Origin of the sequence: Bacteroides sp. An51A, assembly GCF_002161565.1 — a bacterium.
In the GTDB taxonomy this organism is placed as follows: domain Bacteria; phylum Bacteroidota; class Bacteroidia; order Bacteroidales; family Bacteroidaceae; genus Phocaeicola; species Phocaeicola intestinalis.
The window spans coordinates 171,858-188,027 of sequence record NZ_NFIC01000004.1 but is presented as its reverse complement, the minus strand read 5'-3'; the positions used below and the strand labels follow the sequence as shown (position 1 = coordinate 188,027).

Annotated in this window: 12 protein-coding genes; 6 read left to right on the top strand and 6 right to left on the bottom strand. The window is 44.7% G+C overall.

The window, feature by feature from the left end:
* Positions 1-4 precede the first annotated feature (4 nt).
* The 3 genes from B5G04_RS09090 to B5G04_RS09080 all read left to right on the top strand — a co-directional run bounded on the left by B5G04_RS09090 (position 5) and on the right by B5G04_RS09080 (position 4,400).
* Positions 5-799, top strand: coding sequence for a DUF5683 domain-containing protein (locus B5G04_RS09090; RefSeq protein ID WP_022041298.1), 795 nt, complete (start codon positions 5-7; stop codon positions 797-799).
* 6 nt (positions 800-805) lie between these two features.
* Positions 806-2,047, top strand: a complete 1,242-nt coding sequence (locus B5G04_RS09085) for a lytic transglycosylase domain-containing protein (RefSeq protein WP_087397092.1) — start codon at positions 806-808, stop codon at positions 2,045-2,047.
* Positions 2,048-2,126: 79 nt separating this feature from the next.
* The gene (locus tag B5G04_RS09080) at positions 2,127-4,400 is read left to right on the top strand and encodes a RelA/SpoT family protein (RefSeq protein WP_022041300.1); all 2,274 of its coding nucleotides are present in this window, start codon (positions 2,127-2,129) and stop codon (positions 4,398-4,400) included.
* Between the two features lie 58 nt (positions 4,401-4,458).
* Here the strand turns inward: B5G04_RS09080 and B5G04_RS09075 are convergent, their stop codons facing one another.
* Together B5G04_RS09075 and B5G04_RS09070 are read right to left on the bottom strand one after the other, a co-directional pair.
* Positions 4,459-4,806, bottom strand: coding sequence for a MerR family transcriptional regulator (locus B5G04_RS09075; protein ID WP_022041301.1), 348 nt, complete (start codon positions 4,804-4,806; stop codon positions 4,459-4,461).
* A gap of 25 nt (positions 4,807-4,831) precedes the next feature.
* Positions 4,832-5,800 (bottom strand): M23 family metallopeptidase, encoded by a 969-nt coding sequence (locus B5G04_RS09070; RefSeq protein ID WP_022041302.1) that lies wholly within the window; start codon positions 5,798-5,800, stop codon positions 4,832-4,834.
* Between the two features lie 316 nt (positions 5,801-6,116).
* Between B5G04_RS09070 and alaS the strand changes: the two genes are divergently transcribed.
* The gene (alaS, locus tag B5G04_RS09065; protein ID WP_087207237.1) at positions 6,117-8,735 is read left to right on the top strand and encodes an alanine--tRNA ligase; all 2,619 of its coding nucleotides are present in this window, start codon (positions 6,117-6,119) and stop codon (positions 8,733-8,735) included.
* 294 nt (positions 8,736-9,029) lie between these two features.
* On the top strand, positions 9,030-9,242 hold the full coding sequence (locus tag B5G04_RS09060) for a hypothetical protein (RefSeq protein WP_158098019.1): 213 nt from the start codon (positions 9,030-9,032) through the stop codon (positions 9,240-9,242).
* Positions 9,243-9,338: 96 nt separating this feature from the next.
* Here the strand turns inward: B5G04_RS09060 and dnaG are convergent, their stop codons facing one another.
* Positions 9,339-11,426, bottom strand: a complete 2,088-nt coding sequence (gene dnaG / locus B5G04_RS09055) for a DNA primase (protein ID WP_087207241.1) — start codon at positions 11,424-11,426, stop codon at positions 9,339-9,341.
* 223 nt (positions 11,427-11,649) lie between these two features.
* On the opposite strand from dnaG, the gene B5G04_RS09050 reads away from it, so the two are divergent.
* Positions 11,650-12,717, top strand: coding sequence for a carbohydrate porin (locus tag B5G04_RS09050; protein ID WP_087396906.1), 1,068 nt, complete (start codon positions 11,650-11,652; stop codon positions 12,715-12,717).
* A gap of 36 nt (positions 12,718-12,753) precedes the next feature.
* Here B5G04_RS09050 and recG read toward each other — a convergent pair whose 3' ends face one another.
* The 3 genes from recG to B5G04_RS09035 form a co-directional block, all read right to left on the bottom strand.
* Positions 12,754-14,853 (bottom strand): ATP-dependent DNA helicase RecG, encoded by a 2,100-nt coding sequence (recG, locus tag B5G04_RS09045; protein ID WP_087207243.1) that lies wholly within the window; start codon positions 14,851-14,853, stop codon positions 12,754-12,756.
* A 99-nt stretch (positions 14,854-14,952) separates the two neighbouring features.
* Positions 14,953-15,618, bottom strand: coding sequence for a 2-C-methyl-D-erythritol 4-phosphate cytidylyltransferase (locus tag B5G04_RS09040; protein ID WP_022041308.1), 666 nt, complete (start codon positions 15,616-15,618; stop codon positions 14,953-14,955).
* Positions 15,615-16,166 carry a DJ-1 family glyoxalase III gene (locus B5G04_RS09035; RefSeq protein ID WP_087207245.1) on the bottom strand — a complete coding sequence of 184 codons (552 nt, stop codon included), beginning with the start codon at positions 16,164-16,166 and terminating at the stop codon, positions 15,615-15,617. Before B5G04_RS09035 ends, B5G04_RS09040 begins: the two co-directional genes overlap by 4 nt.
* Positions 16,167-16,170 lie beyond the last annotated feature (4 nt).

Here is a 16,170-nt window from a genome sequence, read left to right as displayed (position 1 = left end):
TGTTTTGGAAAAGCAACCATTGACATACCTGACAACCCTTGTATTTTTGTTTTGCTTCTTATTTGGAGAAAGTACGGATGTATATGCCCAGCGTGCCCGCAAGCATCGTGAAGGAATATTAAAAGCAGACTCTATACGTGCTCAGAACCGGGCAGACAGCCTTGCTTTGCTTGACACGCTGGCTTGGCAAAGGCAACGCATTGAGGCACTGGAAGCACCGGTAGATACTGCCTTGCTTGCCCGTAAGAACGACTCTATCCAGCAGCAGATGCCGAAGATGGAAATCCAGAAGAAAAAATGGACTCCCAATGCCAATAGTGCCATTTGGCTTTCGCTTGCCATACCGGGAGCAGGACAAATTTATAACCATAAATATTGGAAACTGCCCATCATCTACGGCGGTTTCGTAGGATGTATCTATGCCTTGACGTGGAATGGACAAATGTATAAAGATTACTCTCAGGCATATCAGGACATCATGAGTGACAATCCTGCCAATGATAGCTATATGGATTTCTTACCGCTGGGATACACCCAAGAAGATGTCTTCAATCAGTTAAGCTATTTTCAAGACCTGTTCCAGCGACGGAAAGACGTATACCGGCGCCAGCGAGACCTTAGTATTTTCGCCTTTATCGGCGTGTACCTGCTATCGGTGGTCGATGCATACGTGGATGCTGAATTGTCAAACTTCGACATCTCCAACGACTTGAGCATGACATGGCAACCTGCTATATTTAATGACCCGCACCGTGGGCTACCACAAGGCATAGGCTTGCGATGCAGTATTAATTTTTAAGATATGATGAAAAAACTGTGTATTGGTATACTAAGTATGTTAGGGGCATCGGCCCTTTATGCGCAACAGACGGACGAAAACAGTATAACCGTCCGCTCGGAGTCGGGGACGGAAGAAGTTATCGGATTACCCGAAGGCATGTTGTCGGAAACTGATAGCTTGTATCTCGACTGGATATCGAAAAACTACATCAACATCGGTGAAAACTGTGAGATGAATGCCGGGAATCCGGATGTGAGCGACTCCGTCTATATCGATCGGCTGCAACGCATTCCTGCTATCATCGAAATGCCGTATAACGAAGTTGTGCGTAAATTTATCGACATGTATGCGACTCGCTTGCGTCAGAAAGTGGCATTCATGTTGAGCGCAAATAACTTCTACATGCCCATCTTCGAAGAAGCACTCGATCTCTATAACCTGCCGCTGGAACTGAAGTACCTGCCCGTCATCGAATCGGCGTTGAACCCGATGGCTGCATCTCGTCAAGGAGCTGTAGGCTTATGGCAGTTCATGCTGAACACCGGAAAAATCTATGGACTGAAGGTGACCAGCTTTGTAGACGAACGTCGTGACCCTATCAAGTCGACTCGTGCCGCCGCCCGTTACTTGAAAGATTTGTACGACATTTATCATGACTGGAACTTGGTACTTGCTGCATACAATTGTGGACCCGGTACTATAAATAAGGCTATTCGCCGTGCCGACGGGGAAAAAGATTTCTGGCAACTGTATAATTACTTGCCTAAAGAAACTCGCGGATATGTACCGGCCTTCATCGCAGCCAATTACATTATGACTTACTATTGCGAGCACAATATTAGTCCGATGGAAATGAAGTTGCCTGAAGGGACGGACACCATTCATATTTCACGTCCGCTCCATTTGCAACAAGTGGCAGAGGTGTGCAACATCAATATTGACGAGTTGCGTGCCTTGAATCCGGAATTTAAGAAAGATGTGGTGCCAGGCAACGAACAGCCTTATGCTTTACGGCTTCCAAGCAAGACGATGAGTTATTTCATCGATCATGAAGATAGCATTTATAATTATAAACCGGAAACTTATCTTACCCGGCGTTCCACCGTGGATATTCCTGAACCCAAAGCCGTGTATCACCGTATCCGTAATGGGGAAACATTGGGAGGAATTGCACGTAAATATGGTGTCAGCGTATCGCAGATACGGCGCTTGAATGGTATCCGAGGAAGCAATATCCGTGCAGGAAAATCTATCCGTATCCGATAGGTGAAGAAAAAATGTCCATATTTCTTGCAAAATTACTGATTTTTCCTAATTTTGCACTATTGATTTAAGATGGACTACCATGACGGACGAAAAATTGACTCAGGAACAAGCTGACGGGAAGCTGATAGACGATGCTTTCCAGGAATTGTTGGACCGATATTTAGAAAGCAGACACCGCAAAAAAGTAGAAATAATTACAAAGGCTTTCAACTTCGCCCGACAAGCGCATAAAGGAGTAAGACGCCGGTCGGGTGAACCATATATTCTACACCCCATCGCCGTTGCACGCATCGCCTGCGTGGAAATTGGCTTGGGTTCTACTTCCATCTGTGCCGCTCTATTGCACGATGTCGTAGAAGATACCGATTATACCGTAGAAGACATTGAGAATTTATTCGGGCCTAAAATCGCGCAAATAGTTGATGGGCTTACTAAAATATCGGGAGGTATTTTTGGCGACCGTGCATCAGCGCAAGCAGAAAACTTTAAAAAGTTACTTCTTACAATGAACGATGACATACGTGTCATCCTGATTAAGATAGCCGACCGCCTGCATAATATGCGCACACTGGGCTCAATGCTTCCGAGCAAGCAATATAAAATTGCGGGTGAGACCTTGTACATTTATGCTCCGCTTGCCAACCGTCTGGGGCTGAACCGTATTAAGACAGAGTTGGAAGATTTGAGTTTCAAGTACGAGCATCCTGAGACTTATCAAGAAATCCAAAACAAGTTGCAAGCCACTCAGGCGGAACGTGACACATTATTTGCCGAATTTACAGCACCTATTCGCGAACAACTTGACAAGATGGGGATTCCCTATCGCATTATTGCGCGTGTGAAGTCGCCTTACTCTATCTGGAATAAGATGCAGGCTAAACACATCACGTTCGAGGAAATATACGACATTCTTGCTGTACGGATTATTTTTACGCCTCGTAATCAGGAGGAAGAATTGAACGACTGCTTCGATATTTATGTGGCCATCTCGCGTATCTACAAACCGCATCCCGACCGTTTGCGCGATTGGGTAAGTCATCCGAAAGCTAACGGCTACCAGGCTCTTCATGTTACTTTGATGAGCAACAAAGGACAATGGATTGAAGTGCAGATACGTAGTGAACGGATGAACGATGTAGCTGAACAGGGGTTCGCCGCACATTGGAAATACAAAGAGGGCGGAGGAAGCGAAGACGAAGGAGAACTGAGCAAATGGCTTAAGACTATCAAAGAAATCCTGGATGACCCGCAACCTGATGCTCTTGACTTTCTTGACACTATTAAACTGAATCTCTTTGCGTCCGAAATATTCGTATTTACTCCGAAAGGAGAAATCAAGACGATGCCACAAAACTGTACCGCACTCGATTTCGCCTTCTCTATCCATACTTTCTTGGGGAGCCATTGTATCGGTGCAAAAGTCAATCATAAACTGGTTCCGCTCAGTCACAAGTTGCAAAGTGGAGATCAGGTGGAAATCCTCACTTCCAAATCGCAAAAAGTGCAACCTTCATGGATTAATTTTGCTACTACAGCCAAAGCAAAAGCTAAGATACAGGCTATCTTAAAACGTGAAAGACGCGAACAGCAACAACGGGGAGAAGACCTGATAGTTCAATTTTTCCAACAGGAAGGTCTGCCCAATACTGACGAAAACATCCGTAAGTTATGTGATAAGCATCAGGTAAAGACTTACGAAGAACTGGCATTGGCTGTGGGGCAAGGTGTATTTACACTGGGTGAGCCTGATAAAAATGAGCTGAAAGAAAAGCCGAATACTACAAACTGGAAAAAATATATCAGCTTTGCTTTTGGTGGTAACAAACAAAAACAACAGGAAAATAAAGGAGAATCTGAAAAGCAGCCGCTCAACATCGACAAGAAAGAAATTGTCAAACTCACTCCCGATGCTATCCAGAAAAATTATATCCTGGCTGATTGCTGTAAGCCTATACCGGGAGATGACGTATTGGGATACATTGACGACAATAACCGTATTGTCATACATAAACGCCAATGCCCTATTGCCACTCAACTGAAAACCAGTTTCGGTAACAGACTGATAGCTGTGCAATGGCAGACAGGAAAAGCGTTGGTTTTCCCTGTCAATGTATATATAAAAGGTATAGACGAAATCGGTGTGCTGAATAAAGTAACCGAAGTGATATCCCAACAGCTGAATGTCAATATTCATAAACTGTACATCGAGTCGGAAGACGGCATCTTCGAAGCACGCATCCAGCTCTACGTACACGATGTGAATGATGTAAACACCATCTGCAACAATTTGAAGAAAATCAACAATATTAAAAAAATAACCCGTATTGATGATTTTGACGACAATGCGGAGTAAGGTAGATGACCGAGATAGTGGATAGTTATGCTTAAGCAAATTATCCACTATCAATTCACTATGTCAAATAGTCCAGTTCTTTGCGAATGCTTACCAACTCATCACGGATTTGCTTGAGGCGTTTCACCAGTTCGGTAGTATTGCGAACTCCCTCTTTGTTTTGCTTCATCTGTTGTTTGGCTCCGGCCAGTGTCATTCCTTTTTCTTTCACCAGATAATAAACCTGACGGATGCTTTCAACATCTTCTTTCGTGTATTGGCGGATTTTTCCTCCAGCGCGTTTCGGTGCAATATCCGGAAATTCCTTTTCCCAGTATCGTATTAATGATTCGTTTACGCCGAACATCTCAGCCACCTCACGGATGGAATAATATAATTTCAATTGCTTATCTTGTTTCAGGGCCATGCTTCTTTTTCCTATACATTGGTTGTTAATCGAATACCTTGCCGTGGTTAGCGGCTATTTGAATCATCTTGTCATAATCATCAGCATCCAAGTCCATGAAATAATAATTGACAGGATTCATTATTTGTCCTTTTAAGTGTACTTCATAATGCAGGTGCGGGCCTGTGCTCTTTCCCGTAGTTCCCACTTCGCCAATGGTTTCTCCGCGCACTACTTTCTGGCCGGGATGTACCTTGATTTGGTTTAGATGTGCATAACGTGTCACGTAACCGAATCCGTGGTCAATGGTGATGCACTTTCCATATAAGCCCTCCCAACCGGCAGTTTTCACTGTTCCGTTTCCTGTAGCATATACAGGTGTGCCTACGTTCGCTGAAAAGTCCATTCCGGCATGAAATTTTACTGTCTTGTATATGGGGTCTATACGTGTGCCATATCCGGAAGCGGTCTGCTTTAAGTTTTTGTTTGATACAGGCTGAATGGCTGGTACACACATCAGCATCTCATCATGTCGCTTGCACAAGTCGAGCACCTCATCGAACGACCTTGACTGAATGTACACCTGCCTTGCCAGTACATCCATCTTTTGTGTGGTATTCACCACCAGTTTTGCATTCGCCAACTCTGTCAATTCTTCATAGCGGTTTGTTTTCCCATAGTTGGCATTTCGTATAGCCGACGGAACAGGATCTGCCTGCAGAATTACCCGATATAAGTTATCGTCCCTTTGCTGGAGGTGTTGCATTACGTCCAGTGCTTCGTCCAACCGTGTCGAGAGAATGTGATATTGTGCCAGCAGACGTGAGTTTTCCACCCGCAGGTCTTTTTCGGAAGGCGAACCGAAAATCAGTAATAACAGGATAAAACATCCTGCTCCCAGACCCATACCTACAAACAAATTGCGCAGGTAGCTCATCATACGCTGCCGTACTGTAGGATAAATACGGTCGTAAGTCCGTGTTTTCGGATTATATATATAATAGACTTTTCGCATAAATTTTTCTATTTATAAAAGGAGTCGAAGAAGTCATGGATACGCTTTACCGGTAATATTTGCTCGTCTATTGTCCCGCAGAAAAGGAGAAAGCCTGCTTCTCCAAAATCACGTGCTGCATGCAGGCAGCTGGTCATACTTCTACATATCAAAGCGGGGAGACTTCCTGGATATTTCTTCATCACTGGCCCTGCTTTGCGAACGATAACTCTTCAATTCCAAAAATTTTCCTCCAAACGTAGCGACAAAAATAATAAAACAGATTATCTTTGCAAATCGATTTTTAGAATATTAACGACAAGATAATAAGACTTATATGTTGACAGCAAACGAAATCCGCGACTCATTCGTAAAATTCTTTGAGTCGAAAGGACATCAGATTGTGCCATCGGCACCGATGGTCATCAAAGATGACCCCACGCTGATGTTCACCAACGCCGGCATGAACCAGTTTAAGGACATCATCTTGGGAAACCATCCGGCAAAATATAAACGTGTGACTGACTCGCAAAAATGTTTGCGCGTGAGCGGCAAGCACAATGACTTGGAAGAAGTAGGACATGACACCTATCATCACACTATGTTCGAAATGCTTGGCAACTGGTCATTCGGCGATTACTTCAAGAAAGAAGTTATCGGTTGGGCATGGGAATACTTGGTGGGTGTATTGAAAATCAACCCTGCCGACCTTTATGCTACCGTGTTCGAAGGTAGTCCGGAAGAAGGACTTGAACGCGACAACGAAGCTGCCGGATACTGGGAACAATTTCTTCCTAAAGATCACATTATTAACGGAAACAAACACGACAACTTTTGGGAAATGGGTGATACCGGACCTTGTGGACCTTGTTCTGAAATCCACATTGACTTGCGTCCAGACGAAGAAAAGGCAAAAGTGCCCGGACGTGAGCTGGTGAACCAAGACAACCCGTTGGTTATCGAAATCTGGAACCTTGTATTCATGCAATACAACCGCAAGGCAGACGGATCGCTTGAAGCTTTGCCCGCCAAAGTCATTGATACCGGAATGGGGTTCGAGCGTCTTTGTATGGTGTTGCAAGGCAAAAAGTCGAATTATGACACGGATGTGTTCCAACCCATTATCAAAGCCATCGGTAACCTGGCTGGAATGACCTATGGTACCGATCCGAAAGTGGATGTTGCTATGCGTGTGGTGGCCGATCACATACGTACTATTGCTTTCTCTATCACCGATGGACAACTTCCTTCCAACGCCAAAGCAGGTTACGTCATACGTCGCATCTTGCGCCGTGCCGTACGTTACGCCTATACCTTTTTAGGTCAGAAGCAGGCCTTTATGTTCAAACTGGTACCTGTGCTCATCGAAAATATGGGACAGGCCTATCCGGAACTGAAAGCTCAGCAGTCTCTTATTGAGAAGGTTATCAAGGAAGAAGAAGAAGCTTTTCTCCGCACGCTCGAAACTGGTATCCGTCTTTTGGATAAAGTAATGACTGATACAAAAGCAGCAGGAAAGACCGAAATCAGTGGTGTGGATGCTTTCACGCTCTACGATACCTTCGGATTCCCTCTTGACCTGACCGAACTCATCTTGCGCGAAAACGGAATGACGGTAAATGAAGAAGAATTCAATACCGAAATGCAAAAGCAGAAACAGCGTGCACGCAATGCCGCAGCTGTTGAAACCGGTGACTGGGTGGTACTGGAAGAAGGTGAGACACATTTCGTGGGCTACGATTATACCGAGTATGAAACCCGTATCTTGCGCTATCGTCAGATTAAGCAGAAAAACCAGACTCTTTACCAGATTGTATTGAATGAAACTCCTTTCTATGCCGAAAGCGGAGGACAGGTGGGAGACACTGGCGTGTTGGTTAGCGAGTTCGAAACGATTGATATCATCGATACCAAGAAGGAGAATAACCTCCCCATTCATATAGCCAAGCAACTTCCCGAACACCTTGACGCACCGATGATGGCATGTGTTGATACTGACAAGCGTGCTGCTTGTGCTGCTAATCACTCGTGTACACATCTGCTTGATGAAGCTTTGCGGCAGGTACTGGGTACTCATGTAGAGCAGAAAGGTTCGCTTGTTACACCCGAATCGCTGCGTTTTGACTTCTCTCATTTCCAGAAAGTCACTCCCGAACAGTTACGTGAGGTAGAACACCTGGTTAATGCTAAAATCCGTGCCGATATCCCCTTGACCGAATATCGTAACCTTCCCATCGAGAAGGCACGCGAACTGGGGGCTATCGCTCTCTTTGGTGAAAAATATGGCGATGAAGTACGTGTTGTCCAGTTCGGGTCATCTATTGAGTTCTGTGGCGGTACTCATGTGTCTGCCACAGGGAAAATTGGCATGGTGAAGATTATTTCCGAAAGTTCGGTGGCAGCTGGTGTGCGCCGTATCGAGGCTATTACCGGAGCTAAAGTGGAGGAAATGCTTGATACCGTGCAAGACACGCTCAATGACCTGAAAGCCCTCTTCAACAATGCTCCCGACTTGAAAACAGCCATCGCACGCTACATTGATGAAAATGCCGGTCTGAAAAAGCAGATGGAAGAATTTATAAAAGAAAAAGAAGCTCAGGTGAAAGCCAAGCTGATAGAAGGAGCGAAAGAAATCCATGGAGTGAAAGTCATCAAGGCGGTACTTCCTCTGCCTGCCGATTCGGTGAAAAACATTGCTTTCCAGCTGAAAGGTCAATTCCCTGAAAACCTTTTTGTTGCTATCGGAAGTGAGCGCGATGGCAAACCCATGCTTACGGTGATGTTGAGTGATGATCAGGTAAAAGCAGGTTTGAATGCCGGAAAACTGGTGCGCGAGGCTGCCAAGCTTATTCAAGGTGGGGGAGGTGGCCAGCCGCATTTCGCTACAGCCGGTGGAAAGAATTCCGATGGACTGAATGCTGCTGTAGACCGCTTGCTGGAATTGGCTGGATTTTGAAAAATAAAGAAGAATTATAGCAAGGGGATATAAATTAGGGAATGAAGCAAGAAGGGGCATCCTTTTCTGCTTCATTCCTTATTTTATTATACTTTATGAATTCCGCAATTAGCCGATTCGGCTGAGTTGCAAACGCAGTACTACTGCGTTTGCTGATGAAGTATATATCCGTAGGCGTATGCAGTATATATTCAACCGCGTATGCAGTATATATTCATTTTTCAGGGGTATATATTGGCTGTTTGCGGACATTCATCTTATACTTTGTAGAAGCTGTTTTGAATTTATCGTGCGATGATTTGGGATGAGTTTTTGAGGCATTTTCGCTTCTGTGATGAGGAAGATAGCGGGCTATCTGACGAAGAACAGGAGCGAAAAAGACCAAAAAATCGCCCAAAGCACACACGAAAACGGATACATCAAGCCAAGAAAAACTTTTTGGAGAAATTCAAAACAGCTTCTAAATACCTGTACCCTGATAATGCTGTGCAAAATGCCTCGTTGTAGCAGATATAATCCTTGTTGTCCGGATTTGCGAATACGTCATTAGAGTTTATAAATTGGCACATGAGGATATCTTTTTTTATGAATGCTGCTTTAAGTTTATAATTTCAGCACTACACGGTCGCCTGCCTGTTGCGCCATTATGCTTTGAGTTTCTTGCAGTTCCTTATAGTGTTTCATGATTTCCATGCAACGTTGCGAATCCTGGGCTACGATGGGATCGGTCAGTGCCTGCAGGGTATTTTTCATTTCTTCTTCTATAATGGAAAGCTTGAAGTCAAGCAACAAACGGGGTATCAATTCGTAGAGACGTTCTTCATCCGTTACGATTTTTTGTCCTTTCGAGTGGTATTTGCTCAATTGATAACGGTCGTTCACCAAGTCTGCCGCCAATTTGCTGACATTCGGGTCAGGATGGGCGATAAAATGTCGCTCGGCTATGAAGTTAGGGTCGTGTTGGTGTGCTTCACATTCTTGTAAAATCTGCCGGTGTATGGGGTCATGGAATTGCAGTTCGTCTTCCTTCAATCCTGTCGCAATGCATTCAATGACCGTATAAGGAACTTGTTCACCTTCATTGTTTTCTATATAGCACATTGTTTTTTCGCCATAGCGGATAAGCATCCGTACCAGGTCTTCTTCTTTGGCATAGAATACTTTTTGCTCGTTGCCTTCTGCCGGAATGTACGAAGTGTACGTATTTGCGGGAGTTGGTTCGGGTGGAAGAGGGGTACTGTTGTTTAGGTCAGGAGTTGTATCTGTTGCCTGTGGTTCGTTTGTCGGTGTATCAGGAACAGAAGGCTGAACCGCAGGAGTTTCAGTCATCCGCTGTTCGCGCTCCTTTTTACGTTGTTGTTCCTTGAATTTTGTTTCGCGTGCCTGTTCTATCAGTTTTGAAGTGGCTTCGATAAGTATCTTTTCTTCCATCTGCAGCAATTGGCTGCATTCGCGGATATATACAGAACGTACAATCGCATCGGGAATGACCGAAATGCTTTTTACAATGCTTGAAATCAATGCAGCGCGCTTGATAGGGTCTTTTCCGGCTTCTTCCAGCAGTAGGTTGGTCTTGAAACGGATGAAGTCTACTTCATGGTCGTTAATGTATGCTTGATAGTCGGTAGCATTGTGCTTGCGTGCAAAACTATCAGGGTCATCTCCGTCCGGCAACAAACATACTTTGATATTCATCCCTTCCTCCAGCAGCATGTCAATACCTCTGATACTAGCCTTTATGCCGGCTCCGTCACCGTCATAAAGGACAGTAATGTTGTTCGTAAAACGGTGAATCAATCGGATTTGGTCGGATGTAAGTGCCGTGCCCGATGAGGCTACCACATTTTCAATGCCGCTTTGATGCATGGAAATAACATCGGTATAGCCTTCTACCAGGAAACAGCGGTCTTGGCGCACGATAGCCTGCTTGGCAAAAAAGATGCCGTACAGTTCTTTGCTTTTGTGATAGATTTCTGACTCAGGCGAGTTGACATATTTCATCTGTACATTTTTGGTGGCGGCGCTGAGTACGCGTCCGCCAAAAGCTACGATTTTTCCGGAAATCGTATGTACAGGGAAAATGACACGTCCCCAAAAGCGGTCGCGTAAGGTACCGTCTTCCTTGCGGTAACACAGTCCGGTTTTTACCAGGAAGTCTTCCTTGTATCCTTTTTGCAGTGCAGCACGTGCCAGCGCATCCCGGTTGTCGGTGCTATAGCCAAGTTGGAATTTCTTGATGATGTCATCACGGAATCCACGTCCTCGCAGGTAGGTCATGCCGATGCGCTGCCCGTCAATGTTATTATATAAAATGTCTTGAAAGTATTCGGAAGCAAACTGGTTGACTACAAATAAACTTTCGCGTAAGCTGTGTGCCTGTTTTTCTTCGTCAGTCAGCTCACGTTCTTTGATTTCGATATTGTATTTTTTTGCCAGCCATTTCAATGCTTCGTAATAGGAGAGTTGTTCATGTTCCATGATGAAATGCACCACATTTCCTCCTTTTCCGCAGCTGAAGCATTTGCATACTCCTTTGCTGGGCGATACGCTGAACGATGGTGTCTTTTCGTTGTGGAAAGGACACAGTCCGATGTAGTTCACTCCCCGGCGCCGGAGTGTGACGAATTCAGATACCACGTCTACTATTTGGGCGGCATCCATTATTTTGTCTATGGTGGCTTGATCTATCATGATGTTGCAAAAATACGAATAAATTCATTATCTTTGCACCGCAAGAAAAAACAAAATATGAATTCCGTATTGATTGGCAATAAGGAGTTATTACAGCGTAGTACAGATATCGGAAAGAAGATTATCTCTGTTTTTTGAAAATATGAGGAATTCATTGAACAAAATGTGTCGATTGGTGTTATTCTACAGGGGATAATAGTTGATCAACTTTAAAAAAGAACCTATGTATCGATTCTTATGTGGGCTGGCAGCCTGCTTGTGTGTGATTGGTGTCCGGGCTCAAACACCGGTTTCTTCTCGTGTCGGTTGGAATTTGACTGCCATGACTGAAGGTGAATGGAATATGACGAGTGGAAACACGTCATGGGTGAATTATTTGGAAGTGGGAGTGGATGTCGGACTTTGGAAAGGTGCCTCATTCGAAGGTATGGCAATTGCAACTTGGCAAACAGGCGGTGCTGTAGATGATGATAACTTAGGTTTGTCGAATATCTATACCGATGAGAACCGTCCTTTTCGTTTGATGCAGGCTTCTCTGCGTCAGTCCTTTGGCGAATGCTTTTTTGTCTCTATAGGTTTACGTAACGTTGATGCCGATTATTTCACTACACCTGCTACCGGTTTGTTTACAGGAGCTGCAGATGCCGATTATCCCATTCTTTCATTGAATTATCCGCTTGCTACATTTCCGTTAGGAGCTATGGGTGTTCATCTGGAGTATCTTCCTGTCAGTCGGTTAACGTTGAAAGCGAGTGTTTATAATGGTGTGGCGAGTGATGATTTCGACCGTCAGTTCCGTTTTTGTCCGTCTGGCGATGGTATATTTACCATGGGAAGCATTTCATACGAAATACCTTCGAAAGGCGAGCAGGCTGCAAACTATACAATAGGGTATGTATATGGGAAAACACCTTCTGAAGACAGAAGCGTGCACGAGCGGGAAACTGGTTTCTGGGCTTTGCTGGAGCAGCCTTTGCTGATGGTGGGCAAATCGCAATTGGTCCTGTTAGGACAAGGGGCAGCTATGACCCGGCGTTACGTTCCCTGTAACGGATATTGGGGAGGCGGACTGGTGATGAACCGCATTGCCAGGAACGATATGACTGCCGGTATTGTGTTCAATCGTCTTCTCTTTTCCGGAGGTGATGAAACAGACATTGAATGTACTCTTCACTGTCACCTGACTCCCTGGCTTTCTGTTCAGCCTGCTTTACACATTATTCATCATAACAAGCATAATTTTGTGGCAGGGCTTTTACGGGTTTCTTTAGAATTTGGGAATAACAGGTAAATCGGCCCGAAAAGCTGTCGGTCCCGGACACTTTTATTATGAAATTACCGACCAGTTTACATTTTTACTCCGGAGTTCTTTCAGGTGTTGCCATACGATAGCGTTTTCAGGGTGTATGCCTTGCGGGTCTTCTTCAAGCAGGTGTCCTGCCACTTCGCGTACATACTGAAGGAGCTGGCCGTCTCGGGCAATATCGGCTATTTTTAAATCGAATGCTACTCCACTTTGCTGTGTCCCTTCCAAATCGCCTGGTCCCCGCAACTTCAGGTCGGCTTCTGCTATCTCGAAACCATCATTCGTATCCACCATTATCTGGATACGTTTTCGGGTATCTTCTGTCAGTTTATAACCGGTTACCAGGATGCAATATGATTGGTCGGCACCACGTCCTACCCGTCCTCTTAACTGATGTAATTGGGATAAACCGAAACGTTCGGCATTCTCGATGACCATTACCGAAGCATTCGGAACGTTTACACCTACTTCGATAACCGTCGTTGCTACCAGAATATGCGTTTCGTGATTTACAAAACGTTGCATTTCTTCCTCCTTTTCTGCTACTTTCATTTTACCGTGTACTTTGCTTACCTTATATTCGGGAAATGCTTCACACACGTGGAGGTAGCCATCTTCCAAATTCTTGATGTCCATTTTTTCACTTTCCTGAATCAAGGGATAAACGATATATGCCTGTCTGCCTTCCTGCAATTGCTTGCGGATGAAAGTATACATCGAAGCCCGCCGGTTATCGAACTGATGAATAGTCTGTATGGGTTTGCGACCGGGAGGCAGTTCATCAATGACCGATACGTCAAGGTCACCATAAAGGGTCATGGCAAGTGTACGGGGTATCGGAGTGGCGGTCATTACCAGTACATGAGGCGGGCACAGGTTCTTTCGCCACAACTTGGCGCGCTGTGCTACTCCGAAGCGATGCTGTTCGTCAATGACTATCAGCCCTAATGAAGAAAAGTTTACTGTGTCTTCTATTACAGCGTGTGTACCGATAAGTATCTGTATGTCGCCTGTCACTAAATCGCGTAAAATCGTTTCCCTGCGTTTCCCTTTTACATTTCCCGTGAGTAATTCTACCCGGACGGACATTCCTTGCAGAAAACGGGTAATGGTTTCATAGTGTTGGTTGGCAAGAATTTCAGTAGGTGCCATCATGCATGCCTGATAACCGTTATCAAGGGCTATCAACATTATCATCAGTGCTACTAAGGTTTTCCCGCTTCCCACATCACCTTGAAGCAGACGGTTCATCTGTCTGCCGCTTTTCATGTCGCGGCGCATTTCCTTAATGACCCGCTTTTGTGCACCAGTAAGTTGAAATGGAAGATTTTGGGCATAAAAGGTGTTGAAGATATCACCTACTTTGCCGAATATCAGTCCACGGAATTTGTTTCGTCGTTCTTGCGTATAGCGTAAGATATTCAGTTGTACATAAAAGAGCTCTTCGAATTTCAAACGATATTGTGCCCGGCGGAGCAATTCTGGATTTTGCGGAAAATGAATGTTGTGCAAAGCTTCTGTCAACGGCATCAGACGGTGTTGTTCTATCAGCCGGGAGCTCAAGGTTTCTTCAAATTCCTCATGCCGAAGTACGGCAAACAGGTTTTTCATCAACTTTTCTATCGCATGCGAATTAAGGTTGCTCCGTTTCATCTTTTCAGTCGTATTGTAATATGGCTGAAGTCCCATTGTGGATAAAGTTAACTCATCGGCAGGGTCGATGTCGGGATGAGCGATATTAACGCGCCCGTTGAATACGGTTGGTTTGCCGAACACGATGTAAGGCTCGTGTGCTTTGTATTTGCCTTCAACATATTTCAGACCTTGAAACCATATCAAATCTACGACACCTGTACCGTCGGAAAAATGTCCGACCAGACGTCGTTGCCTTCCTTCACCTAAGATTTCGAAACTCAAGATTTGTCCACGCAACTGGATATAGGGCATGTTTCCGTCTATCTCGTGAATGTAATACAAACGGCTGCGGTCTACGTATTTGTACGGGAAATAATACAATAAGTCTTTAAAGGAACAGATATTCAACTCCTTATTCAACAAAGTTGCCCGCTGGGGACCCACCCCTTGCAAGAACTTGATATCACGCGTAGACAAATCAAGCATATTCTTTCATTTTTAGGTCACAAGTCTGCACGTTGACAAAGATCTATGCAATGTGTCATGAAAATGCAAAAATCCGACCGTACATTGTATAAAATCTTGTCAACTTAATATCATTTCTGCCAGTTTCAGGTCAAACGGAGTTGTCAGCTTAACGTTTTCCCGGTTTCCTTCCACCAGTTCTACCCGATGTCCCCAAGCTTCTACCACCGAAGCATCATCCGTGAAACACGATGTGTAAGGTTGGGAATAAGCTTGTTTCAATAACGAAGAAAGAAAAACCTGAGGGGTCTGAACCAGCTTATAGCAGTTGCGTGGAACTGTCTGGCTATTTCCATTTTCTGTAACCTGACGCAGTGTTTCTACAACATCGGTTACAGGTATTGCTGCTCCTGATACTTCTGCCATACGGTAACACTCCGATATGACCTTGGATGACACAAAAGGGCGTACTCCGTCGTGTACACCGACTAATGCATTATCTTCTACCAGTGCCAACCCGTTTTTAACTGAATGGAAACGGGTTTCTCCGCCATTGGCAATACGATGAGAAAGTGTAAATCCATAGATTTTACACAAATGCCTCCAGTAGTCCTGTTGGTCTACCGGAAGCACTACAATCCGTTCGATAGTCTCATCGCAAGTGGAAAAGGTTTCCAGCGTACGCATCAATACAGGCTTCCCTTTAATAGGAAGAAATTGTTTGGGGATTTCTCCTCCCATGCGCAAACCTTTTCCTCCGGCAACAATTATTATGTATTTTTTCATTCAGCGAAAAGCATTCCATTTTTTACTTCTGCCACTTTGGCTGCTCCGGCCATTTTTTCAAGAATGGCAAATCCGAAAGCTGATGCAGCGGCAGGGCCTTTTCCCAAAATGAAGTTGTCGGCGATTTCTACCATATTGCCGGTATACTCAGCACCGTCCAGGTATTTGTCGAAGCCCGGATAACAAGTTGCCTTTTTCCCTTTCAGTAAGCCTCGGTTTCCGTATACCATCGGAGCTGCACAAATAGCTGCCAGTGGTTTGCTGGCTGTAGCAAAATTACGGACCAGTTTGTCTATTCCTGCATGTGCATCAAGGTTAGTGGCACCAGGAAGTCCTCCCGGCAATACAATCATCTCAATATCTTCTTCTTTCAAATCTTCTATCAGGCAATCGGCAACTACAGGTACACCATGGGCACCTTTTACCGTCGGTTCTCCCATTATAGATACGGTTTTTACATTCAGACCGCCACGACGCAAAATATCGAGCGGGAAAAGAGCTTCCACTTCTTCAAAGCCCTCAGCTAAAAAAATACAAATCGATTTCATACGC